This is a genomic window from Pseudomonas sp. PICF141, from assembly GCF_002286815.1.
Taxonomy (GTDB): Bacteria; Pseudomonadota; Gammaproteobacteria; order Pseudomonadales; family Pseudomonadaceae; genus Aquipseudomonas.
Genome location: NZ_MUNM01000055.1, coordinates 138,367 through 161,011, shown reverse-complemented (window position 1 = coordinate 161,011; position 22,645 = coordinate 138,367). Strand labels below are relative to the sequence as shown.

Sequence of the window (22,645 nt, the reverse complement as noted above, 5' to 3'; positions counted from 1 at the left end):
CCGCCTCACCACAGAACCCAAAATAATAAGAGAACCCAAGCATGCCCGTACCCGATCCATTCCGCGAAGGCCTGGCCCGAGGCTGGAAAACCTTCAATGGCGCCCGCCTGACCCAGGACCTGACCCTCGAAGCAGACGTGGCGATCATCGGCAGCGGGGCCGGCGGCGGGACCACCGCCGAAATCCTCAGCGCTGCCGGCTACAAGGTGTTGCTGATCGAAGAAGGCCCGCTCAAGACCAGCAGCGACTTCAAGATGCTCGAAGACCAGGCCTACACCAGCCTCTATCAGGAAGGCATCGGGCGCATGAGCAAGGACGGCGCAATTACCATCCTTCAGGGTCGGGCGGTGGGCGGCACTACGCTGGTCAACTGGACCTCAAGCTTTCGCACCCCGGACCCGACGCTGGAACATTGGGCCAAAGAGCACGACGTCATCGGCCACTCGCCCGCCGAGATGGCGCCCTGGTTCGAGAACATGGAACAACGCCTGGGTGTCGCCCCGTGGAGGGTGCCGCCCAATGCCAACAACGACGTCATCCGCAAGGGCTGCGAAAAACTTGGCTACGCCTGGCATGTGATTGCGCGCAATGTGCGCGGTTGCTGGAACATCGGCTACTGCGGCATGGGTTGTCCGACCAACGCCAAGCAATCGATGCTGGTCACAACCATCCCGGCAACCCTGGAAAGAGGTGGCGAGCTGCTCTATCTGGCCCGCGCCGAAAGGCTGTCGATCAAAGACGGCAGGGTTACGCAGCTGCAATGTGTAGCGATGGATGAGCGTTGCGTTGCACCCACCGGACGCATGATTACGGTCAAGGCGCGGCATTACGTACTGGCCGGCGGCGGGATCAACAGCCCGGCGCTGCTATTGCGCTCCGAGGCGCCGGATCCTCACGAGCGGCTGGGTAAACGGACCTTCCTGCACTTGGTGAACATGTCCGCCGGATTGTTCGATGAGGTAATCAATCCGTTCTACGGCGCACCGCAATCGATCTATTGCGACCATTTCCAATGGCAGGATGGCACCACCGGCAAGATGTCCTACAAACTGGAAGTCCCGCCATTGCACCCGGCACTGGCCAGCACCCTGCTTGGCGGCTTTGGCACGCAAAACGCCCGGCATATGGAAAACCTGCCGCACACCCACGCCATGCTGGCATTGCTGCGCGACGGTTTTCACCCGGACAGCCCTGGCGGCAGCGTTGAATTGCGCGGTGACGGCACACCGGTGCTCGACTATCAGGTTTCACCGTATGCCTGGGACGGGTTGCGCCGGGCTTTCCACAGCATGGCCGAGATCCAGTTCGCCGGTGGCGCCAACGCCGTGATGCCGGTGCACGCCGACGCGCGCTACGTGAAAACCCTGGCCGAAGCACGCACACTGATTGATGGCCTGAGCCTTGAGTTGTATCGCACACGTCTGGGCAGTGCCCATGTGATGGGCGGTTGTGCCATGGGTGAAGACCCGAAAAATGCCGTGACCAACAGCCTCGGCCAACATCACCAGCTCACCAACTTGTCGATTCATGACGGCTCGCTTTTCCCCACCAGCATTGGCGCAAACCCGCAATTGTCGGTCTACGGGCTGACGGCGCAATTGGCCACTTCGCTGGCCGAACGTTTGAAAAACCCATGAAAAGGCGGAATATTCCCATCGTCTATAGTGCTTTCTTACCCAACAGGCGACTTGGCCGACCGGGAAGGCTGCGATACCATCCGACTCCCCAACGGACTCCCGCCAGGACGACGCGATGAACCGAGTGTTGTACCCAGGTACCTTCGACCCTATTACCAAGGGCCATGGCGATCTGGTCGAACGCGCCTCGCGCCTGTTCGATCACGTGATCATCGCCGTCGCCGCCAGCCCGAAAAAAAACCCGCTGTTTCCTCTGGAACAACGTGTGGAGCTGGCTCGCGAGGTCACTAAACATTTGCCGAACGTTGAAGTCGTCGGTTTCTCGACGCTGCTCGCGCATTTCGCCAAAGAGAAGAACGCCAACGTGTTCCTGCGTGGTTTGCGCGCGGTATCGGACTTCGAATACGAATTCCAGCTGGCCAACATGAACCGTCAATTGGCGCCGGATGTGGAAAGCCTGTTTCTTACGCCGTCCGAGCGTTATTCGTTCATTTCCTCGACGCTGGTTCGTGAAATCGCAGCCTTGGGCGGCGATATCACCAAGTTCGTCCACCCGGCGGTGGCCGACGCCCTCACCCTACGCTTTAAAAAGTAGGAGCTGCCGAAGGCTGCACTTGATCGCGCCCGCGTGCACTGCGGGCGCCAATGCGGCACAATTGTGCGCATTGATTTATTGCGCCCGGGCCTGTCGCCCTGGCTGGAGTTAGCATGTCCCTGATCATCACCGACGATTGCATCAACTGCGACGTCTGCGAACCCGAGTGCCCGAACGCCGCCATCTCCCAGGGCGAAGAGATCTACGTGATCGACCCGAACCTGTGCACACAATGTGTCGGCCACTACGACGAACCGCAGTGCCAGCAGGTCTGCCCAGTGGATTGCATCCCGCTGGACGAGGCTCATCCAGAGACTGAAGAACAGTTGATGGCGAAGTACCGCAAGATTACCGGTAAGGCTTGAAAGCCTGAAAAGATCGCAGCCTTCGGCAACTCCTACCCTGTAATGCGTACACCAGTAGGAGCTGCCGAAGGCTGCGATCTTTTGATTCTGCCTCACTCCCGCTGCTCAAACCCCTCCCCGATACACCCCAAACACCGCACAAATGCGGCTTTCGCCGGGTCGACCACCAACGCCTGCCCCGCATCGCCAATGCCGCCGCCCAGCGCGGTAAACGGCAACGACAGCACAAATGCCCCGGCACCGATAACTGTCGCCGCCACTAACAAAGGTCGAGCAATCAGCAAGTCGCCAAGCATGGCGTAGGCCGGTGGGTTCTGGATGGTGTAACGCGGATCGCCGCTGCCGTTCTCAGCCGCCAGCGCGGATGCACCGACGCTCAGCAGCAGCGCAACAACAAGGGTTCGAAACAGATTCATGGCACGGTCCTTCGGCAAGGCAGTGAGAACACTGACTATAGACCGTAGCCGGTATCAGCTCTGACAACGCGGACAAAAGACGCTGGCGCGCTGCCCAAGCTTGATTTCCCGCAACCCTGTGCCACAGACCTTGCAGTGCTCACCACCACGGCCGTACACGAACAGTTCCTGCTGAAAGTAACCCGGTTGTCCGTCGCCACCGATAAAGTCCCGCAATGTAGTGCCGCCACGTTCGATGGCATGGGCAAGGATGCGCTTGATCTCGATTCCCAGCTTCAAATAGCGTGCCCGGGAAATGCTCTTGGCTTCGCGGCGCGGGTCGATGCCCGCCGCAAACAATGCTTCTGTGGCGTAGATATTGCCGACGCCGACCACCACCGCGTTGTCCATGATGAACGGTTTGACCGCCATGGAACGCCCGCGGGATTGCTCGAACAGCCGCTGGCCGTCAAACAGGTCGGTCAACGGCTCTGGCCCGAGGCGAATCAGCAGTTCATGGTTCAACGGGTCCAGGCTCCAGAGCATTGCGCCAAACCGTCGCGGGTCGGTATAGCGCAGGGCCAGGCCCGATTCCAGCTCAATGTCCACATGCTCATGCTTGGCCGCCGGCAGGCCGGCTTCCACCAGCCGCAGATTGCCCGACATCCCCAAATGACTGATCAGCGTGCCGACTTCGGCGTTGATCAGCAGGTACTTGGCGCGTCGTTCCACCAACACGATGCGCTGGCCGGACAGCCGCACATCCAGGTCTTCGGGGATCGGCCAGCGCAGACGGCGCTCACGCACGATCACCCGGCTGACGCGCTGGCCTTCCAGGTACGGTGCAATCCCGCGGCGGGTGGTTTCGACTTCCGGCAGTTCAGGCATGGGGCTCTCGAATCAGGCGAGGTTCGACACTCAACGCGTGGCGAGGTCGCGAATCTCTTGTTTCTGGGTTTCGAAATCGTATTCCGATAGACCGATGTAATCGAGCACAAGGGGCCCGACACTGTTCCACTCGTGGTCTTCGGACTGGTTGCCTAATACCCGGAAGGAGGCACAAATGTGTTCAGCCATCTTCAGGATCGCCAGCAAGTTTTTCAGCGGCGTGTTGCGTGACGATTCATCGCTGAAAATGGCCAGGGCGTTGTGATGGTTGGCAATGGCCTGGGTGACATGTTCCGGCAGGCGCCAGGACTTGGCGGTGTAATACCCGACCACGGCATGGTTGGTGTTGTATTGCCTGTTTTCGGTATCCACCACCCGGCATTCGACGCTGGCATTGGCATAGGCCTGTTCCAGCACTCTCATGTAGTCGGGGAATTTCTTGATCATCAACGGGATGCCGCAATCGTGGAACAGGCCCAGCGCATAGGCTTCATCACCGGCCTGGACACCGACACGCTTGGCCAGGGTCAGGCACGTCATCGCCACGTCCTGCGCCGTGTCCCAGAAACGGTTGAGTGTGACGATGGCATCGTCGCTCAGCTCGCCCTTGATCGACTGCGCATTGATCAGGTTGATGATCGAGCGGCTGCCCAACAGATTCACGGCTCGCTGGATTGCGGTGATCTTGTTGCTCAAGCCGTAGTACGGCGAATTGACGATTTTCAGCAAGGCGCCGGACAGGCCCGGGTCCTGGGAGATCAGCTTCGCGATCACTTCCAGATCCGGGTCGGGCATGTACTGCTCCATCTGCAGATCCACCATGATCTGTGGTTGGGGCGGCACACTGATGCCTTGCAGGGACTGTTGAATCTGTTCGGTCGTCAACTCTTGGGACATAAGTGCACACTCCGGGTCAGGCGGGGATTCTAACCTTTAAGAAGATGGGTCTGACACATCTGCCGGTGAGCCATCGACATTTCATTTATTGTCAGACAGGGACGCGCCCTGGTGGCGAAGGGGTTTACCCCCGTTGGGGCGCGAAGCGGTCTTGAAAGACTCAACAGACAAGCCGCATTGGGCGAATCTACGACTGCTTCGCAGCCGAACGGGGGTAAACCCCCTCGCCACATGTCCACTCGCCGGCCTATCCGGGATCTCAACACGCTATACTCCCGCTCTTTTTTCCGGAGCGACGTCATGTCCCTGCCTAGCCTGCGCCTCAAAGCCAACGCCGACCGTCGCCTGCGAAACGGCCACCTGTGGGTGTACAGCAACGAAATCGATGTAGCCGCTACGCCTTTGCACGGTTTCAAGGCCGGTGACCAGGCGATCCTCGAAGCCGCCAGCGGCAAGCCGCTGGGCATCGTTGCCATGAGCCCGAACAACCTGATCTGCGCCCGCCTGCTATCGCGCGATATCAAGTTGCCGCTGGACAAGTCGCTGCTGGTGCACCGCCTGAACGTTGCCCTGTCCCTGCGCGATCGCCTGTTCGACAAGCCGTTCTATCGCCTGGTCTACGGCGACTCCGACCTGCTGCCAGGCCTGGTGGTCGACCGTTTCGGCGACATCCTGGTGGTGCAGATTGCCTCCGCGACCATGGAAGTTCACAAAGACGACGTGATCGCGGCACTGACCCAAGTGCTCAAGCCAAGCGGCATTCTGTTCAAGAACGACTCCGCCGCCCGTGACGCCGAAGGCCTCAATCGCTACGTCGAAACCGTGTTCGGCCTGGTGCCGGAATGGGTCGCTCTGGAAGAGAACGGCGTGAAATTCGAAGCGCCCGTTATCCAGGGGCAGAAAACCGGCTGGTTCTACGACCACCGCATGAACCGCGCGCGCCTGGCACCTTATGCCAAAGGCAAGCGTGTCCTCGACCTGTACAGCTACATTGGCGGCTGGGGCGTGCAAGCGGCGGCGTTCGGCGCCAGTGAAGTGTTCTGCGTCGACGCTTCGGCCTTCGCCCTCGACGGGGTCGAGCGCAACGCCGCACTGAATGGCGTCGCCGAAAAAATGACCTGCATCGAAGGCGACGTGTTCGAAGCCCTGAAGGAGCTGAAAGCCAGCGAAGAGCGTTTCGACGTCATCGTGGCCGATCCTCCTGCCTTCATCAAACGCAAGAAAGACATGAAAAACGGTGAAGGCGCCTACCGTCGCCTGAACGAGCAAGCCATGCGCCTGCTTACCAAGGACGGCATCCTGGTCAGCGCTTCGTGCTCGATGCACCTGCCGGAAGATGATCTGCAGAACATTCTGCTGACCAGCGCCCGTCACCTGGACCGCAACATCCAGATGCTGGAACGTGGCGGTCAGGGCCCGGATCACCCGGTACACCCAGCGATTGCCGAGACTCGCTACATCAAGAGCATCACCTGCCGTCTGCTGCCAAACAGCTGAGTACGCCGGTTTGACGGGGAGCCAAGGCTCTCCGTCAGCCGTTTCAACGCCACAACATCCTCTCTTCTGGCTCTGCTTCTTACTCTTGCGGTCCTACAAACTTGCAGGACGTTTCCCTGCATCTCTTACTTAAAAGAATATAACTTACAACCTTTCCCCCAGCGCCAGATCGCTCCGACAAAATTACTAGAATATTCCTACTTAATATCCCCTTGATAAGGACTCATTACCGCCTATGATTGAGTTGTCACCGCGAAGTGACACTCACTATCAATGACAAGGAGTCAAAAAACATGAAAGCAATTACTCTGGAAACAAACAAAATCGCCAACCTGGCTTTTCTGGTTGCGCCAAAAACCCGCTAAGTAAATGAAGCGCTGGGGAGTGCCGGCTACCCAGCGTTTTCTATGGCATTACCCAGAGCGAACTGTCCATCATGCAGATAAATCCATATTTATTCATACTTCCCCGTACGCCAGGTCAAATAGTCTGGGATTATAAAAACCACAAACAATTTGAACTTAACCTTGAATATTCAACCCGGCTCGCACAACTTATCAACAACCCCAAACTGTATAACGACAGCAACAGCGTAGACACCCAACTTCTGAACTCAGGAATATTAACCCACTCTAAACAAAACACTGTTGAATGGGGCTGGGACGAACTGTCGAAGATATTCCATATCGGCACCAAGAACATTCCCTGCGAACATGTCCCTCAGAATGTTCATGAATGGTCGAAGCACTATCTGGACCATTGCAGCGAAGTACTGGCAACACCCGCGCCGGGCAACAGGCCCGCTGAATACCGGGCACGGGAGCTGATTGTCCTGCCAAAACCCTCCTGCCTGCCGCAAGGCTCGCTTGCCAACGTCCTGATCGGCCGCAAAACCTGCCGCACGTTCACAGATGCAGCGGTTTCACTGGAAGATCTTGGCACACTGCTTTACCTGTCCCTGGGCTACCTGCATGAACGGGAAAATGACGTCGATGATGGCCTCGTCGAAGGTCTCGATGCCCGGCGCAGCAGCCCCTCCGGTGGCGGGCTGAATGCCTGTGAAGGCTTTCTTCACATACGAAACGTCAGCGGCCTTGAGCCCGGGTTCTACGCCTATCATCCTGTCGACCACGCACTGAGTTTCGTCAACCCGGCACTTGATTCGTCACTGGGCCAATTGCTGTGTGGGCAGCACTTCATCAATAACCTGCCTGTGGGCCTGTTCATCACCAGTCGATTCGACAAGCTGTGGTGGAAGTATCAACACTCGCGAGCCTACCGAATGGCCTTCGTGGAAGCGGGGCACATTTCCCAGACATTCCAGCTGGTAGCCACTGCGCTGGGGCTGAACACCTGGCTGACGGGCGCACTGGCAGATGATCAGGTCGAGGCGTTGCTGGGGCTTGAAGACAGTGCAGAGCAACCGTTGTTTTTTGTCGGCTGTGGCAAAAGCGACGGTCAGGTCATGTGCAAGGAATTGAAGGCGCTGCTCAGCAGCCAGGAGCTGGCGCAATGAATGCCATCATCGAGCCCTCGGAGCGCCCCGTCTCCTGGGCCCTGCGTTTCACCCTCGGCGACTGGAATGCCCGCGCTTCGGTGCGAACCAGCGAGCACGACTATCTGTTGCCGCCAGACCTGGAACAGCAACTGGAAACACGCCACTGGTTTCCCCCGGCCTTCCTCGCTTATCTGAAGCACCCGGCGATCGAAGCGCTGGGCCAAACCGTCATTCATCGGCTGTCGGCCAATCACCTGGTGTATTTCCTCGACTACACCACCTTGCTCGAACACCGCATCGTCAACCGATCCGTGGAAACCATCATCCACGGCGAGCTGAAGGCCTACGTCTCCCCACGGATGAAGACCGCCGCACTTCAGCTTTATACCGACGAGGGTTATCACGCCCTGTTCTCCAACAGTCTTGCCGAACAGGTTGCCGGGGTTTACGGGATCAGTTCGCGCCCAGCCATGCCTCACCGCATCACGCGATTGAACGCCTTGCTCGACCACACACCTGAAAAAAACAGGGCACTGGCCTGGTTTCTCGTCGGATTCGTGTCGGAGACGATCATTGCCAAGGAGCTGCTCGACATCTGCCGTGATGAGCTGGTGTCCAGCGTGCAGGCAATGCTCAGGGATCATCTTTCGGACGAGGCGCTTCACAGCCGCTATTTCGCTGAAGTGTTCCATTACTTGTGGTTGACCCTGAACAGCCGCCAACGCACGTTCGCCAGCAGGCTCCTGCTGGACAGCATGCGGATTTTCTTCGAAACCGATGAGCGATGGTTGCGGGAAAGCCTGCACAGCGAGGGTGTTAACGAGACCGCCGTCACAGAAATTCTCGGAGAACTCACCAGCCGCCAAGCCACCCTTCAGCGTGCCCGAGCCGGCAGTGGCGCGACACTCGATGCGTTGAAAAAAGCCGGATTCTTCGCCCTGCCCTACAACCAGCAGCTGTTCGTGAAGGCAGGACTTATCGATGAATGAAGGACATCCTGCGGCAACTGCCAGACAGCGTCGTGGGGCGGTCAGCCTGTTGTTGGCGATGGTGCTGCTTGGCGTATTCCCGCTGGATGTCCTGCTTCCCTCATTCCCTGCACTGGCCGAACACTTTCGCAGCCCGCCCGCCGACATTGCGCTGTCGATCAGTCTGTTTGCCGTCGGTATCGCGGCCTCTCAATTGCTGATCGGGCCGCTGTCGGATGTGATCGGGCGCAAAGGGCTTTTGCTCGCCGGAATCACCGTTTCGATGCTGGGCGCGGTGGGCTGCGTACTGACCACCGACTATGTCCATTTTCTGCTGCTGCGTGTCGTTCAGGCGTTCGGCTGCGGATGTTTCGTGCTGTCACAAGCACTGATTCAGGATCTGTTCGGGGGTGAGGAACGTGACCGGTTGCGGATTCTGATGGTCACCGCCACCGGCATTTTCATTTCGGTTTCGCCGTTGGCCGGTGCATTCCTGCAAGCCACACTCGGCTGGCAGGGCAGCTTCTGGGTGTTTACCGCATTGGCCGGCGTGGTGCTGCTCAAAGCCTGGCTGTTTCTCGACAATACCCGCCCGCCAGCAACCCGCCCGCGACCAAACATCCTCCAGTCCTACCGTCGGGTCCTGCAGGATGCCGACTTCCTGCCTTACTGGTTGATTTCAGGCTTTGCGTTCGCCTGCCATTTCTCGTTCATCGTGATTTCGCCGCTGATCTTCATGGACCAACTCCAGTTATCGGCCCATGACTACGCGCTGATCCTGCTGGTATACGGCGGCGCCTACATCGTCGGCGGCATGGCTGCGGTTATGTTGGGCCAACATATCAGCCCCCGTCATCAGATCATCAGCGGGCTGAGCCTGATCCTGGTGTCCGGTCTCATCATGCTTTACCTCTCAAAGCATGTTGCACTGTCACCGGTCACCGTGCTGGTACCGATGCTCATCTGCACCGCAGGCACTACCATTGTCCGACCGGCCGCCACGTCCAAAGCCATGAGCCTGTTCCCCGAAAATTCGGGAACCTCGGCGTCGGCCGGCAGCACGGTGATTTTCATCTGCGGCGGGTTGATCAGTGCCCTTATCAGCTTGGGGCCGGGCAACCTGCAATCCACCCTTGGATACAGTTTCGTCATCCTGAGCAGCGTGGCGCTGGTGCTCAACCGTCGTATCAATCAACGAGCCAAAAGCCCAAAAGCCAACCCGGGCATCGAATAACGCCGCCGATCGTCACCCCATGCGCTTCATCGGCGCTGGATCAACGTTTTCCGGCATTCCCTCCTGACGCCAGCGGTGTAGAATCGCGAGATTCATCGCCAGTCATCCCCCGGCGGGTTTATGAGCTCAAGCTGAAGCGCGCGGCGATCCCGCAAAGTTATCGGCAACTTCCGGACACACGGCCATTTCTGAGTGTTCCAGACGTCAATAGAAGCTCACTTCCCTTTTTGATACCTGATTAGCCGCCCGGAGTGCTTCATGCCTGATTACCGCTCGAAAACATCCACCCACGGCCGCAACATGGCCGGTGCCCGCGCATTGTGGCGCGCCACGGGGATGAAAGATGACGACTTCAAGAAGCCGATCATCGCCATTGCCAACTCCTTTACCCAGTTCGTACCGGGCCATGTGCACCTCAAGGACCTGGGGCAACTGGTCGCTCGCGAAATCGAGCGGGCCGGCGGCGTCGCCAAAGAATTCAACACCATCGCCGTGGACGACGGCATCGCCATGGGCCATGACGGCATGCTCTATTCGCTGCCGAGCCGCGAGATCATCGCCGATTCCGTCGAATACATGGTCAACGCCCATTGCGCCGATGCTATCGTCTGCATCTCCAACTGCGACAAGATCACCCCCGGCATGCTGATGGCCTCCTTGCGCCTGAACATCCCGGTGATCTTCGTGTCCGGTGGCCCGATGGAAGCCGGCAAGACCAAACTGGCCAGTCACGGTCTTGACCTGGTCGACGCCATGGTGATTGCCGCCGACTCCAGCGCATCTGACGAGAAAGTCGCCGAGTACGAGCGTAGCGCCTGCCCGACATGCGGCTCCTGTTCCGGTATGTTCACCGCCAACTCGATGAACTGCCTGGTTGAAGCCCTGGGCCTGGCATTGCCGGGCAACGGTTCGACCCTGGCCACCCACAGTGATCGCGAACAGCTGTTCCTGCAGGCCGGCCGCACCATCGTCGAGCTGTGCAAACGTTATTACGGCGAGAACGACGAGTCGGTGTTGCCGCGCAACATCGCCAACTTCAAGGCATTCGAAAATGCCATGACCCTGGACATCGCCATGGGCGGTTCCACCAACACCATCCTGCACTTGCTGGCCGCGGCCCAGGAAGCCGAGATCGATTTCGACCTGCGCGACATCGACCGCCTTTCCCGTCACGTACCGCAACTGTGCAAAGTCGCGCCGAACATCCAGAAGTACCACATGGAAGACGTGCACCGTGCCGGCGGGATCTTCAGTATCCTCGGCTCCCTGGCCCGTGGCGGTCTGTTGCACACCGACCTGCCGACCGTGCACAGCAAGAGCATGGCCGAAGGTATCGCCAAGTGGGACATCACCCAGACCACCGACGAAGCCGTGCATCACTTCTTCAAGGCCGGCCCGGCGGGCATTCCGACGCAAACTGCGTTCAGCCAGTCGACCCGTTGGGAAACCCTGGACGACGACCGTGAAAACGGCTGCATCCGCAGTGTCGAACACGCTTACTCGAAAGAAGGCGGCCTGGCCGTTCTGTACGGCAACATCGCTCTGGACGGCTGCGTGGTGAAAACCGCCGGCGTCGACGAGTCGATCCACGTCTTCGAAGGCAACGCGAAGATCTTCGAAAGCCAGGACAGTGCCGTACGCGGCATCCTCGCCGATGAAGTGAAGGCCGGCGACATCGTGATCATTCGTTACGAAGGCCCGAAAGGCGGCCCGGGCATGCAGGAAATGCTGTACCCGACGTCTTACCTGAAATCCAAAGGCCTGGGCAAAGCCTGCGCCCTGCTCACCGATGGCCGTTTCTCTGGCGGCACTTCGGGCCTGTCCATTGGCCATGCTTCGCCAGAAGCCGCTGCCGGCGGCGCAATCGGTCTGGTGCAGGATGGCGATAAAATATTGATCGACATTCCTAACCGCTCGATCAACCTGTTGATCAGCGATGAAGAACTGGTCGCGCGCCGTGCCGAGCAGGACAAGAAAGGCTGGAAACCGGTGGAAGTGCGCCCGCGTAAAGTGACCACGGCGCTCAAAGCCTATGCCCTGTTGGCCACCAGCGCCGACAAGGGTGCGGTACGTAACAAGGCGATGCTCGACGGCTTGTAATCCTTAACCGTCGAACAAAAAAATGCCCCGCCAAGTGCGGGGCATTTTTTTGCTCGCAAAAACGATTTAGTCGACTTTACTACTGAATGCTATGTCCCATCGCGAGCAAGCTGAAATGATTAAGTAATCTGGACACCAGTTACGTATTACGCTGCCATGGCGTGAAAAAAACGCTAGCTATTACGGCCAGTCTCAGATCGAAAAATCAGGCCGCTGTGATCTCACACCAAACTCCGTCGAGACAACAAGAACTATCCTACGCATACGAAGTCCGTTTCCCAATCCGAACGCAGCCGCAGAGTACAAAAAGTGATGCAAAAAGCCATATAAAAAAAGTACGGTTCAACACCTAGCCAGTGAGTACATTCAGGGCTATCTTGATCAAATTGGCATACAACGCCATGACGGTTATCACCATCTATTAAAAGTTCTTCTTAAAAGGGATTTAGTATGCGCTTTGACGGAAGCATAGATGAGTTAAAGAAAAAACTTGAGCCAATCTCATCAGCCGGCGAATGGATAGAGATAAATAGAAACCAATACCAATTCAAGACAAAAAGCAAAGGCATCTTAAACTGGTACCCGTCGACGGGGGGAATTCACTTTCAAGGAAAAGCTCATTCCTCACAAAAGCTAAAAATATCAGTAGAGCCACTTTTGAATACTGAAACACAAAGCGAAGCCGAGGCCAGAGACATCTCTGGGAACACAAAAAACATAGTTGACGAGTTATCAATTGAAGACACCTCAGAAAATGCCTATTTCATTAATGACACCTACTCCGACTCAGAATTAATAATAGGCCTTGTTGGAACAATCGGAACGGATCTTCCGGAAGTATCAAAACTCATAACAGACAGATTGAAAACCTTCAAATATGAAACACGAAACATAAAAATATCCACCGATATAATTGCAAATATTGGGAACCCATCAAAAAGCACTCACGAATTTGATAGAATCAGCTCATACATGGAGGAAGGTAACAGACTGCGAAAAGAAAGCCAGGACAATTCAATTCTAGCTCTAGGCGCAGCGGCCCAAATAAATAAATCAAGGGGAACACAGGAGCCACTTCGCCGAAGCGCGTTTATTATAAACTCTTTAAAGAGCCCAGCCGAAGTTCAGAAATTGAGAAAAATATATTCAGACGGATTTTTCTTGATCGGAGTTCATGCTGACCATACGCGCAGACATGAATACTTAACAAAAGACAAATCTATGTCACAGGAGCAAGCATCACGATTAATTGAACGAGACGCTGATGAGAGAGAAGAATATGGTCAGCACACGCGCGACACTTATCACCTCTCAGATTTTTTTATTGATTACAACGGAAACTCAGACTCTCTAAAAAAACAAATATGGAGAATACTGGATCTACTTTTTGGAAAACCATACATAACACCAACATTTGATGAATACGCTATGTTTATGGCTTTCTCTGCCTCTTTAAGGTCTGCAGATTTATCGCGCCAAGTCGGCGCCGTACTTACAAAAAGTCGCTGTATAATTTCAACAGGAGCCAATGACGTTCCTAAAGCACATGGAGGGCTATACTGGCCAGATATCGACGAGAAGACACAAGAAATAGTAGATATTGCCGATGGTCGCGACTACATGAAAGGGGAAGACTCTAACGCAATTCAAAAAAGATTAATTATCGAAGGAATAATAGAGGCTGTTCCAGAACAATATCGAGAAGAACTAGGCCCACTTATCAAGAATAGCAAAATAAAGGACATTACGGAGTACGGGCGCGTTGTTCATGCTGAAATGGAGGCTCTGCTCTCTAGCGCGAGATCCGGGACAAGTACGGCTGGCAGCCACTTATATTGCACAACCTTTCCTTGCCATAATTGTGCAAAACACATAGTTGCAGCTGGAATCAAAAGAGTCGTGTACGTAGAACCCTACCCTAAGAGCAAAGCTCTGGAGTTCCACTCAGACTCAATATCCCTAGATAAAGACAGTAACAATGTTGTTTTCGAACCTTTTATTGGAGTTGGACCTAGGAGCTTTTTTAACCTATTCTCAACAAATCTCGGTAGCGGGTATCCGGTAATTCGGAAATCCGACCAAGGTGAAATCATTGACTGGAAAGAATCAGATGCTAAATTGCGCACCCAGATGTTGCCTTGTTCGTACATGGAACGTGAAACCATAGCTGCAGCTCTGCTATCAAGGTACATAGAGGAAAACTAATATGAATAGCAATAAGCAAGATTTTATCAATCATCTCAATGAGTCTCGCCGTGTCGTAGACCAGTGGCCCACATGGAAGCAAGAGTCCTTGAAAGCTGCGCAGGGAAGCTCACGTTCGCCATCACCTCCTACTCGAGAGCGTGAAAAAAGCTGAGCCTAATTTGAAACAGAGGCGAATTTTCTATCAGATCGACATTGGCATCAGATAGAAATTGTCTGCGTTCATCCCTTAGCTTTACAAAGCAAGTGGATAGACGTAGATCAGGCACCAACACTTCAGCGCATCATCTCGATCAACTGTAGGAGCGGCCGAAGGCTGCTCCATAGTTGAATCTCGGCTAGGCCTACTGAATCTCTTCAGGCTTGACGATCACCCAGTTCTTGTCCGCCGTCACCGCTAACCCTTCTTTCGCCTGGGCTGCTGCGTTTTTGGCCATCATGCCGTTAATCTGGGTCATGTACTTGTCTTTGCGGTTGACCCACAAATGGATGCCGCCCTTGGACACGTCGACACTGTGGAACAGCATGTAGCCGTCGCTGGTCGGAGTGTCGCCGCCCACCAGGACCGGTTTCTTCCACTCATCAATGTAGGTCAGGATCGCCGCCTGCTTGCCGGCCATCCAGGTTGCCGGAGTCCACAGGTACGGCGTCAGTTCGAGGCCCAGGTTAGCCTTCTCGTCATACTTGCCCGCGGTGACTTGCTTGCGTGCAGTGGTCAACTCGCCGGTCTTGCGGTCCTTGAGCAACAGGCTCACGCCAATCACGTTCTGCGGTTTGACGTTGTAGCCGTACTTCGGATCGGAGGCGACCATGCGCACCAGTTCTTCGGAGGCGGCGGTCATCACGTAGACCTCGATGCCGTTCTCCATCAGCTTGGTGTAGAGCTCTTTCTGACCGGTGAAGATTTTCGGTGGATTGACATCGATGGTCTTGACCACGTCGCCGTCGTAATAAGTGCTAGGCACTGGTTTGCCTGACGCCATCAGCTCGTCAACGTTGGCCTTGAGTTCCTGAAGCGTGAAGCCGGAAAACACTTGGGCGACCCATGGATAGCAAACCATGTCGTCTAATTCGCAGAGGCGATAGTAGTAGCTGAACAAACTTTCCTTGTGGTCGGCGGTGTCCTTGAACGGCATCAGTTTCAGGGAGGGATCGAGGCTCTCGCGGGTGATCAGGCCCTTGTTTTCCATGAACGGCAGCAACGATTCTTCAAGGTCGTAGCGATAACTGGTGTTGTCCATGTCGAACACCGCGAAGTTACCTTTGTTGGCATTGGCCGCGATCATGGCGTCCAGCGCCTTGGCCTGATCGGCTGGCCAGTGCTTCAAATCCGTGGCGAAAACCTGGCCGGCAAGGCCCAGTCCCAAACTCAGTGCGGCAGCCAGAAATTTCGGTGCGAGCTTCATCGGCGTTTCTCCCTGATTTAAAGATATCGACGCTAACAAATCCGTATGACAGTCCCCGCTTCCCCGCGACCGCTTGCATCCTGATTCCGCCAACTGCATTCCTCACAGCGGCATCGGCTTATTCCAAAAACGACAGTCCACCGCTGTTTTTGATATTAATTCATTACATTTCAAGCTGTTAGGCTTTCCGGTTCGCAGTCACACACGAAGGTGGCTGGCACACGTCTATGGAGCTTCTATGAATCTGCCGCTGATTCTCAATCTGCTGGTGTTCCTCGCCTTGCTCTTTGGCTTGGCGCAAACCTGTCACACCACCTGGAGCCTGGCCAAAAAAGTGCTGCTGGCGCTGGTCCTGGGCGTGGCATTTGGTGTCGCTCTGCACACGATTTATGGTGCGGGCAACCCGGTACTGAAATCCTCGATCAGTTGGTTCGACCTGGTGGGCAACGGTTACGTGCAGTTGCTGCAGATGATCGTGATTCCACTGGTATTCGCCTCGATCCTCAGCGCCGTGGCACGCCTGCATAACGCTTCGTCGCTGGGCAAGATCAGCTTCCTGACTATCGGCACATTGCTGTTCACCACCGCTATCGCAGCGTTGATCGGCATCGGCCTGACCAACCTGTTCGGCCTGACCGCCGAAGGCCTGGTCGCCGGCACCCAGGAAATGGCTCGTCTGCAAACCATCCAGAGCGATTACGCGGGCAAGGTTGCTGACCTGAATGTGCCGCAGTTGCTGCTGTCGTTCATCCCGCAGAACCCGTTCGCCGACCTCGCTCGCGCCAAGCCGACCTCGATCATCAGCGTGGTGATCTTCGCAACGCTCCTTGGGGTCGCAGCGCTGCAACTGCTCAAGGATGATGTCGAGAAAGGTCAGAAAGTGATCAACGCCATCGACACCCTGCAAGCCTGGGTGATGCGTCTGGTGCGTCTGGTGATGAAGCTGACCCCGTACGGCGTATTGGCGCTGATGACCAAAGTGGTCGCCGGCTCCAACCTGCAAGACATCCTCAAGCTCGGCGGTTTTGTGGTGGTGTCCTACATCGGCCTGGGCTTGATGTTTGTGGTCCATGGCTTGCTGGTGTCGGCGGCCGGGATCAACCCGCTGCGCTTCTTCCGCAAGATCTGGCCGGTGCTGACGTTTGCCTTCACCAGCCGCTCCAGCGCCGCCACCATTCCACTGAGTATCGAAGCCCAGACCAGCCGCTTGGGGATTGCGCCATCCATCGCCAGTTTTGCTGCCTCGTTCGGCGCGACCATTGGCCAGAACGGTTGTGCCGGTCTGTACCCGGCAATGCTGGCGGTGATGGTCGCGCCGACCGTGGGCATCAACCCGCTGGACCCGCTGTGGATCGCGACGCTGGTGGCGATTGTGACGCTGAGTTCGGCCGGTGTGGCCGGGGTGGGTGGCGGCGCGACCTTCGCCGCGTTGATCGTGCTGCCGGCGATGGGTTTGCCGATGTCACTGGTGGCGTTGCTGATTTCGGTTGAGCCGTTGATCGATATGGGTCGTACGGCGTTGAACGTGAGTGGTTCGATCACGGCGGGTGCGATTACCAGCCAGATGATGCAGCAGACGGATAAAGCGTTGCTGGATGCGGATGAGCATTCGGAGTTGGCTCACGCTTGACCCGTACTGATCGTTCCCACGCTCCCGCGTGGGAATGCCTCAAGGGACGCGGAGCGTCCAGTGACGCGGAGCGTCACGGGCTGCATTCCCACGCAGAGCGTGGGAACGATCTACGTGCGCTCCCAAACCTCGAAACTGTACGCCGGCTTGTCGCCCTCCGCCGGATTCGGAACATTCGACACCAGCTTCCACTGGTTCAAATCAAATTCCGGAAACCACGCATCCCCTTCAGGGCTGAGCGCCACGCGGGTCAGGTACAGCCGATCAGCCTGTGCCAACCCTTGGGCATACAACTGCGCCCCGCCAATCAGCATCACTTCATCAACGCCCTGCTCGTTCGCCCATTGCTGAGCGCGAACCACCGCTGCCTCCAGCGACGGATAAACCTCCGCGCCTTCCAGCTGCAGATCCGCCTGACGGCTGACCACAATGTTTAAGCGGCCGGGCAGCGGACGACCGAGGGAATCCCAGGTCTTGCGACCCATGATGATCGGTTTGCCGAGGGTGGTGGCCTTGAAGTATTTGAAGTCCCCCGGCAAGTGCCAGGGCATGCTGTTGTCGACGCCGATCACACGGTTTTCACCGAGGGCTGCGATCAGGCTGAGGGGGAGTGATTTAGTCATGTCGGCGAGGATACCAGAGCCTCCCTTACCCCGATAAGCGTCACAGCGGTTATGCTCACCGCTCAATTAAGCGACGGGAAGCCGCGTGACTGAACTGACTCCACTGCAAAACCTCTGGCTGAGTGAAACCATACGCCTGCGTGAAGAACACGCCGGCCCCTTGGACGATCTGGAAGCCAATCGAATCGCCCGCAGCGCCGGCGGCGACCTGCCAATGCGCATTCACCGCCGCGCCTTGTGGCTGGCCGAGCGCGATGGACAGGCCCTCGCCCTCAAACACTGGCTGCAAGGCGCGCGCCTTGCGCTGATAGTACTGGCCGTTCTCGCCGTGATCAGCGGCGCCGGCCTGGCGTTTGCCGCATTGGGCGACGGCCAGAGCCCGGTCAATGTGTTCTGGGCATTGGGCAGCCTGCTCGGGCTGAATCTGATTCTTTTGCTGAGCTGGGCCCTGGGTCTGGTGTTCGCCGGTGAACAAGGCGCCGCCCTCGGGCGCTTATGGCTGTGGCTCAGTGAAAAACTCGCCCGCGACGCCAATGCCGCGCAACTGGCGCCGGCTCTGTTGCTGTTGCTGCAACGGCACAAACTCAATCGTTGGGCGCTGGGCGTGCTGGTCAACGGGTTGTGGTTGCTGGCGATGCTCAGCGCCTTGGTGATGGTGCTGACGCTGATGGCGACCCGGCGCTACGGTTTCGTCTGGGAAACCACCATTCTGGGCGGCAACACCTTCGTCGCCATGACCCAAGCCCTCGGCGCCCTGCCGGCCTTGCTCGGTTTCAGTGTGCCCGGTGTGGAGATGATCCGCGCCAGCGGCGATGCCGCGCTGAACATCGAAAGTGCCCGCCAGGCTTGGGCGGCGTGGCTGGTGGGGGTGCTGCTGGTGTACGGCGTTTTGCCGCGATTGCTGCTCGCATTATTCTGCCTGTGGCGCTGGAAAACCGGACAAGCAGCCCTGCATCTGGATTTGAACCTGCCCGGCTACGCCCAACTGCGCGAACGGTTGATGCCCACCAGCGAACGCCTGGGCATCAGCGACGTCGCGCCTGCGCAACTGCATCGGCTTGAAAACGCTGCCAGCGATCTGCAAAGCGATGGCGCACTGTTGGTGGCCATCGAGCTGGACGATCAACGTCCCTGGCCGCCGCCGTTGCCGAAAAACGTCAACAACGCCGGCGTCCTCGACAGCCGCGAATCCCGGCACAAGCTGCTCGAACAACTGAGTCGCTTCCCACCGGCCCGTCTGGCCATCGCCTGCGATCCACGGCGTTCGCCAGACCGTGGCAGCCTGGCGCTGATCACCGAACTGGCCCGCAGCGCCAGCGCCACCCGTGTGTGGTTGTTGCAAGCGCCGCCTGGCGAAGCGCTGGATGCCGAGCGCTTGGGCGACTGGCATGTTGCGCTACAACAACTGAACCTGCCTTTCGCCGATTGCGCGCCGTTGAACTGGCTGGAGACGGGTCATGACTGATGCCTGGAAACAGCCGTTGAAGCTCGCCGTGGTCGGCCACACCAACGTCGGCAAAACCTCGTTGCTGCGAACGCTGACGCGGGACGTCGGCTTCGGCGAAGTGTCCCATCGCCCCAGCACCACGCGGCACGTCGAAGGCGCGCGCCTGTCGGTGGACGGCGAGCCGTTACTTGATCTGTTCGACACGCCGGGCCTGGAAGACGCCATCGCCCTGCTCGACTACCTCGAGCGCCTGGAACGACCCGGCGAACGCCTCGACGGCCCGGCACGATTGGCGCGTTTTCTGGAGAGCAGCGAAGCCAGGCAGCGCTTCGAACAGGAAGCCAAGGTGCTGCGGCAACTGCTCGCCTCGGACGCCGGGCTTTATGTAATCGATGCCCGGGAGCCGGTGCTGGCCAAGTACCGCGACGAATTGGAGGTGCTGGCCAGTTGCGGCAAACCGCTGCTGCCGGTGCTGAATTTTGTCAGCAGCGCCCAGCATCGCGAGCCCGATTGGCGTGAAGCCCTGGCGCGTCTCGGCTTACATGCCTTGGTGCGTTTCGACAGCGTCGCGCCACCGGAAGATGGCGAACGTCGACTCTACGAAAGCCTGGCGCTGCTGCTGGAAAACGCCCGCGAACAACTGGAGCGTTTGATCGCTGATCAGCAGGCCCAACGCCTGGCCCGTCAGCAGAGTGCAGCGCGACTGATTGCCGATTTATTGATCGATTGCGCCGCCTGTCGCCGCAGTGTGGTCAGCGAGGCGGCGCAAGAACAGCAAGCGATCAGCGAACTGCGCAAAGCGGTGCGACAACGCGAACAACGCTGTGTCGAAGCGCTGCTCAAGCTTTACGCTTTCCGCCCGCAGGATGCGGCGGCCAGTGACTTGCCGTTGCTCGATGGTCGCTGGGGCGATGACCTGTTCAACCCCGAAACGTTGAGGCAGCTCGGTGTACGGGTGGGCGGCGGTATCGCAGCCGGCGCGGCGGCCGGGGCCGGTGTTGACTTGCTGGTGGGCGGCCTGACCCTCGGCGCGGCGGCGCTGGCCGGTGCGATTGCCGGCGGCGCCCTGCAAACCGCTCGCAGTTACGGCAGCCGATTGCTGGGCAAGATAAAGGGGCAGCGAGAACTGACCGTCGACGACAGCGTTCTGCGGCTGTTGGCGTTACGTCAGCGGCAATTGCTACAAGCACTGAGTTCCCGGGGCCACGCAGCGATGGACAGCATTCAGGTCGCCACGCCGCAGGACAAAACCTGGCGCGAAGGCAAACTGCCCGAAGCGCTGAACAAGGCCCGGGCCCATCCGCAGTGGTCGTCGCTCAATCCGAATTCGAAGTTGAGTCAGGCGGAGCGCCAAGAGCAGGTTGAGGTGTTGGCACAGCAACTTTAAAGACCCGCAATCTGCGGTGTCAGCGCTGGCCTCATCGCGGGCAAGCCACGCTCCCACAGGGATCTTCGGTGTTTATACGATCTCTGTATCACTCAACCTGTGGGAGCGGGCTTGCCCGCGATGGGCGCGACTGGGTTATCGAACTTTACTCAGCCAGCAGCCGCAACGCCTTTGCCTTCAAGATGCCCAGATCCATCACCGGCAGCCACTTCTGCTTGGCCAATTCATCCCACTGGCGCATCCGCAAGCTGACGGCACACAACGGATCTCGCTCGAACGCCTCGGCCTCGGCAGCCGTCATCATCCCGCCCTGATACGCCAGCGTCCGCCGACTGGCTTCGCTCAAGCGCTCGTAGTACCCGGGCGCTTTGAGCGTCAGATAACGCTTGGCCTGAACGTGGTATTCCACTAACTGCGCCAGGCGTTCGCTGAAGCCGGCGCGACGCAAATAATCGGCGCCCAAACGCTCATGGCTGACCACTCCAAAGCCACCCATGCTCTCGGCACCCTTATGACACAGATGCCCGATATCGTGAAAGAACGCCGCCAGCACCACTTCATCATCGAACCCCTCGGCCATCGCCAGTTCCGCCGCCTGCGACATGTGCTCGATCTGTGATACCGGTTCACCGATGTAATCGTTGCCGCCAAATCGCTCGTACAGACCGAACACTTCGGCGATCACCTGCTCATGGCGGTCCATCAACTGTCTCCCAATAAAGACGCGACGTTACGTTCGGCCATCGCCGGCCCGACGCTCATGCCGACGCCGGTGTGCATCAGCGCCACGCTCACCCCTGGCATCGGACGCAAAAAGGAGAACGGCCCCGGTCCGCGTGAACCATAGACGCCCTGCCAGCGTTCGACCACTTGCACCTTGCAGCCCAAGGTCTGCTCGGCCAGTTCAATCATCCAGTCATCCACCTGCTCGGCATTGAATGGTGATGGATCGCTGCCGTAATGGTGGGAATCGCCGATGATCAACTCACCGTAAGGCGTCGGGCTGATCAGCAGGTGAATGCCGTTTTCATGCAGATGGGGTGCCTCGCGCAGAATCTGCGCCTGCACCGCGGCGGCTTCCGGCAGATCGGCGAAGGCGCCGTAATGGACGCAACTCAGACCGGTGAGCAGCGCGTGTTGCAGGTTGAGGTTGATCCGCGGGCGGGCGCGGAGCATTTGCAGGCGGCAGATTTGCGGATTGAGTTCGGCAATCGGCTCGGCCAGCAGCGTCTGATAATCGTGGCCGGAGCAGACAATGATCTGCTCGGCGCTAAAGGTGCCGGCGGTGCTGTGCAAGCGGCCGGGCTCGATGTCACGCACGAGTGTGGAGAAGTGAAACGTCACGCCGAGTTCGCGGCGCAGGTAGTCGATCAGCGCTGGAATGGCTTCGCGGGAATACAGTTGCTGATCGTCCATGCCGTGCAACGCGGCGCGGTGATGGCTGAACTGGCCGTTGTACAGATCACGCAATGGCGCACCGCGCAGCAGTTCGACGCGATAACCATGCTGCACGGCGCGGCCGGCGCAGAAGGCTTCCAACAGGTGTTCTTCGGCTTCGGTGCGGGCGAACAGGTACGAGCCGTTGCGCTTGAGTTGCAAGCCAGCGAGCTGGGCCCATTGGCTCCAGATGTCGCGGCTGGACTTGGCCAGTTCAAGCATTGGGCCGGGAGGCTGGCCGGTGACCAGTGCCTGGCCGAAGTTGCGGACCGAGGCGCCCAAAGGGGTTTCGCTGCGTTCGAAAAGGGTGACTTTCAGACCGCGCCGGGCGGCGGCATAGGCGTGGGACAGACCGAGGATGCCGGCGCCGACGATCAGCATGTCGTTGTGATGAGTCATGGAGTTCTCCAATGACGCGGAGCGTCCTTTGCTGCAT

Annotated in this window: 19 protein-coding genes; 12 read left to right on the top strand and 7 right to left on the bottom strand. The window is 58.0% G+C overall.

The window, feature by feature from the left end; translation table 11 throughout:
- Window positions 1-41: 41 nt before the first annotated feature.
- The 3 genes from BZL43_RS16085 (at window position 42) to BZL43_RS16075 (ending at window position 2,597) form a co-directional block, all read left to right on the top strand.
- Window positions 42-1,637 (top strand): GMC family oxidoreductase, encoded by a 1,596-nt coding sequence (locus BZL43_RS16085; protein ID WP_095633228.1) that lies wholly within the window; start codon window positions 42-44, stop codon window positions 1,635-1,637.
- A 115-nt stretch (window positions 1,638-1,752) separates the two neighbouring features.
- Complete coding sequence (gene coaD / locus BZL43_RS16080) at window positions 1,753-2,232, top strand: pantetheine-phosphate adenylyltransferase (RefSeq protein WP_007897855.1); 480 nt, start codon at window positions 1,753-1,755, stop codon at window positions 2,230-2,232.
- A 113-nt stretch (window positions 2,233-2,345) separates the two neighbouring features.
- On the top strand, window positions 2,346-2,597 hold the full coding sequence (locus BZL43_RS16075; protein WP_046487844.1) for a YfhL family 4Fe-4S dicluster ferredoxin: 252 nt from the start codon (window positions 2,346-2,348) through the stop codon (window positions 2,595-2,597).
- A gap of 92 nt (window positions 2,598-2,689) precedes the next feature.
- Here BZL43_RS16075 and BZL43_RS16070 read toward each other — a convergent pair whose 3' ends face one another.
- The 3 genes from BZL43_RS16070 to BZL43_RS16060 are packed head-to-tail and all read right to left on the bottom strand — an operon-like array spanning window position 2,690 to window position 4,723.
- Window positions 2,690-3,013 (bottom strand): hypothetical protein, encoded by a 324-nt coding sequence (locus tag BZL43_RS16070; protein ID WP_007897853.1) that lies wholly within the window; start codon window positions 3,011-3,013, stop codon window positions 2,690-2,692.
- A gap of 54 nt (window positions 3,014-3,067) precedes the next feature.
- On the bottom strand, window positions 3,068-3,880 hold the full coding sequence (mutM, locus tag BZL43_RS16065) for a bifunctional DNA-formamidopyrimidine glycosylase/DNA-(apurinic or apyrimidinic site) lyase (protein WP_095633227.1): 813 nt from the start codon (window positions 3,878-3,880) through the stop codon (window positions 3,068-3,070).
- A gap of 30 nt (window positions 3,881-3,910) precedes the next feature.
- Window positions 3,911-4,723 (bottom strand): HDOD domain-containing protein, encoded by an 813-nt coding sequence (locus BZL43_RS16060; RefSeq protein ID WP_168185102.1) that lies wholly within the window; start codon window positions 4,721-4,723, stop codon window positions 3,911-3,913.
- A 354-nt stretch (window positions 4,724-5,077) separates the two neighbouring features.
- Here BZL43_RS16060 and BZL43_RS16055 point away from each other — a divergent pair, with 354 nt between their 5' ends.
- The 6 genes from BZL43_RS16055 to BZL43_RS16030 all read left to right on the top strand — a co-directional run bounded on the left by BZL43_RS16055 (window position 5,078) and on the right by BZL43_RS16030 (window position 14,279).
- Window positions 5,078-6,274 (top strand): class I SAM-dependent rRNA methyltransferase, encoded by a 1,197-nt coding sequence (locus BZL43_RS16055; protein ID WP_095633225.1) that lies wholly within the window; start codon window positions 5,078-5,080, stop codon window positions 6,272-6,274.
- 436 nt (window positions 6,275-6,710) lie between these two features.
- Window positions 6,711-7,790 (top strand): SagB family peptide dehydrogenase, encoded by a 1,080-nt coding sequence (locus BZL43_RS16050; protein ID WP_095633224.1) that lies wholly within the window; start codon window positions 6,711-6,713, stop codon window positions 7,788-7,790.
- Window positions 7,787-8,761 (top strand): diiron oxygenase, encoded by a 975-nt coding sequence (locus BZL43_RS16045; protein ID WP_095633223.1) that lies wholly within the window; start codon window positions 7,787-7,789, stop codon window positions 8,759-8,761. The genes BZL43_RS16050 and BZL43_RS16045 overlap by 4 nt, the downstream gene beginning before the upstream one ends.
- Window positions 8,754-9,974, top strand: coding sequence for a multidrug effflux MFS transporter (locus BZL43_RS16040; protein WP_095633222.1), 1,221 nt, complete (start codon window positions 8,754-8,756; stop codon window positions 9,972-9,974). The genes BZL43_RS16045 and BZL43_RS16040 overlap by 8 nt, the downstream gene beginning before the upstream one ends.
- 258 nt (window positions 9,975-10,232) lie before the next feature.
- A complete protein-coding gene (gene ilvD / locus BZL43_RS16035) occupies window positions 10,233-12,074 on the top strand; it encodes a dihydroxy-acid dehydratase (protein WP_095633221.1) in 1,842 nt (613 codons plus the stop codon).
- A gap of 450 nt (window positions 12,075-12,524) precedes the next feature.
- Window positions 12,525-14,279: an anti-phage dCTP deaminase gene (locus tag BZL43_RS16030; protein WP_177409338.1), complete on the top strand. Its 1,755-nt coding sequence runs from the start codon at window positions 12,525-12,527 to the stop codon at window positions 14,277-14,279.
- Window positions 14,280-14,623: 344 nt separating this feature from the next.
- Here BZL43_RS16030 and BZL43_RS16025 read toward each other — a convergent pair whose 3' ends face one another.
- On the bottom strand, window positions 14,624-15,685 hold the full coding sequence (locus BZL43_RS16025) for a phosphorylcholine phosphatase (protein ID WP_095633220.1): 1,062 nt from the start codon (window positions 15,683-15,685) through the stop codon (window positions 14,624-14,626).
- Between the two features lie 238 nt (window positions 15,686-15,923).
- On the opposite strand from BZL43_RS16025, the gene BZL43_RS16020 reads away from it, so the two are divergent.
- Entirely contained in the window at window positions 15,924-17,315 is a 1,392-nt protein-coding gene (locus BZL43_RS16020) for an L-cystine transporter (RefSeq protein WP_095633219.1), read from the top strand.
- Between the two features lie 110 nt (window positions 17,316-17,425).
- On the opposite strand, the gene BZL43_RS16015 is transcribed toward BZL43_RS16020, so the two are convergent.
- Complete coding sequence (locus tag BZL43_RS16015) at window positions 17,426-17,938, bottom strand: dihydrofolate reductase (RefSeq protein ID WP_038980923.1); 513 nt, start codon at window positions 17,936-17,938, stop codon at window positions 17,426-17,428.
- Window positions 17,939-18,023: 85 nt separating this feature from the next.
- Between BZL43_RS16015 and BZL43_RS16010 the strand changes: the two genes are divergently transcribed.
- Window positions 18,024-19,403: a DUF2868 domain-containing protein gene (locus BZL43_RS16010; RefSeq protein ID WP_095633218.1), complete on the top strand. Its 1,380-nt coding sequence runs from the start codon at window positions 18,024-18,026 to the stop codon at window positions 19,401-19,403.
- Window positions 19,396-20,772 (top strand): GTPase/DUF3482 domain-containing protein, encoded by a 1,377-nt coding sequence (locus BZL43_RS16005; protein WP_095633217.1) that lies wholly within the window; start codon window positions 19,396-19,398, stop codon window positions 20,770-20,772. Before BZL43_RS16010 ends, BZL43_RS16005 begins: the two co-directional genes overlap by 8 nt.
- Before the next feature lie 145 nt (window positions 20,773-20,917).
- On the opposite strand, the gene BZL43_RS16000 is transcribed toward BZL43_RS16005, so the two are convergent.
- Together BZL43_RS16000 and BZL43_RS15995 are read right to left on the bottom strand one after the other, a co-directional pair.
- On the bottom strand, window positions 20,918-21,475 hold the full coding sequence (locus BZL43_RS16000) for a phosphonate degradation HD-domain oxygenase (protein ID WP_095633216.1): 558 nt from the start codon (window positions 21,473-21,475) through the stop codon (window positions 20,918-20,920).
- On the bottom strand, window positions 21,475-22,608 hold the full coding sequence (locus BZL43_RS15995) for a TIGR03364 family FAD-dependent oxidoreductase (RefSeq protein WP_095633215.1): 1,134 nt from the start codon (window positions 22,606-22,608) through the stop codon (window positions 21,475-21,477). Before BZL43_RS15995 ends, BZL43_RS16000 begins: the two co-directional genes overlap by 1 nt.
- Window positions 22,609-22,645: the final 37 nt, after the last annotated feature.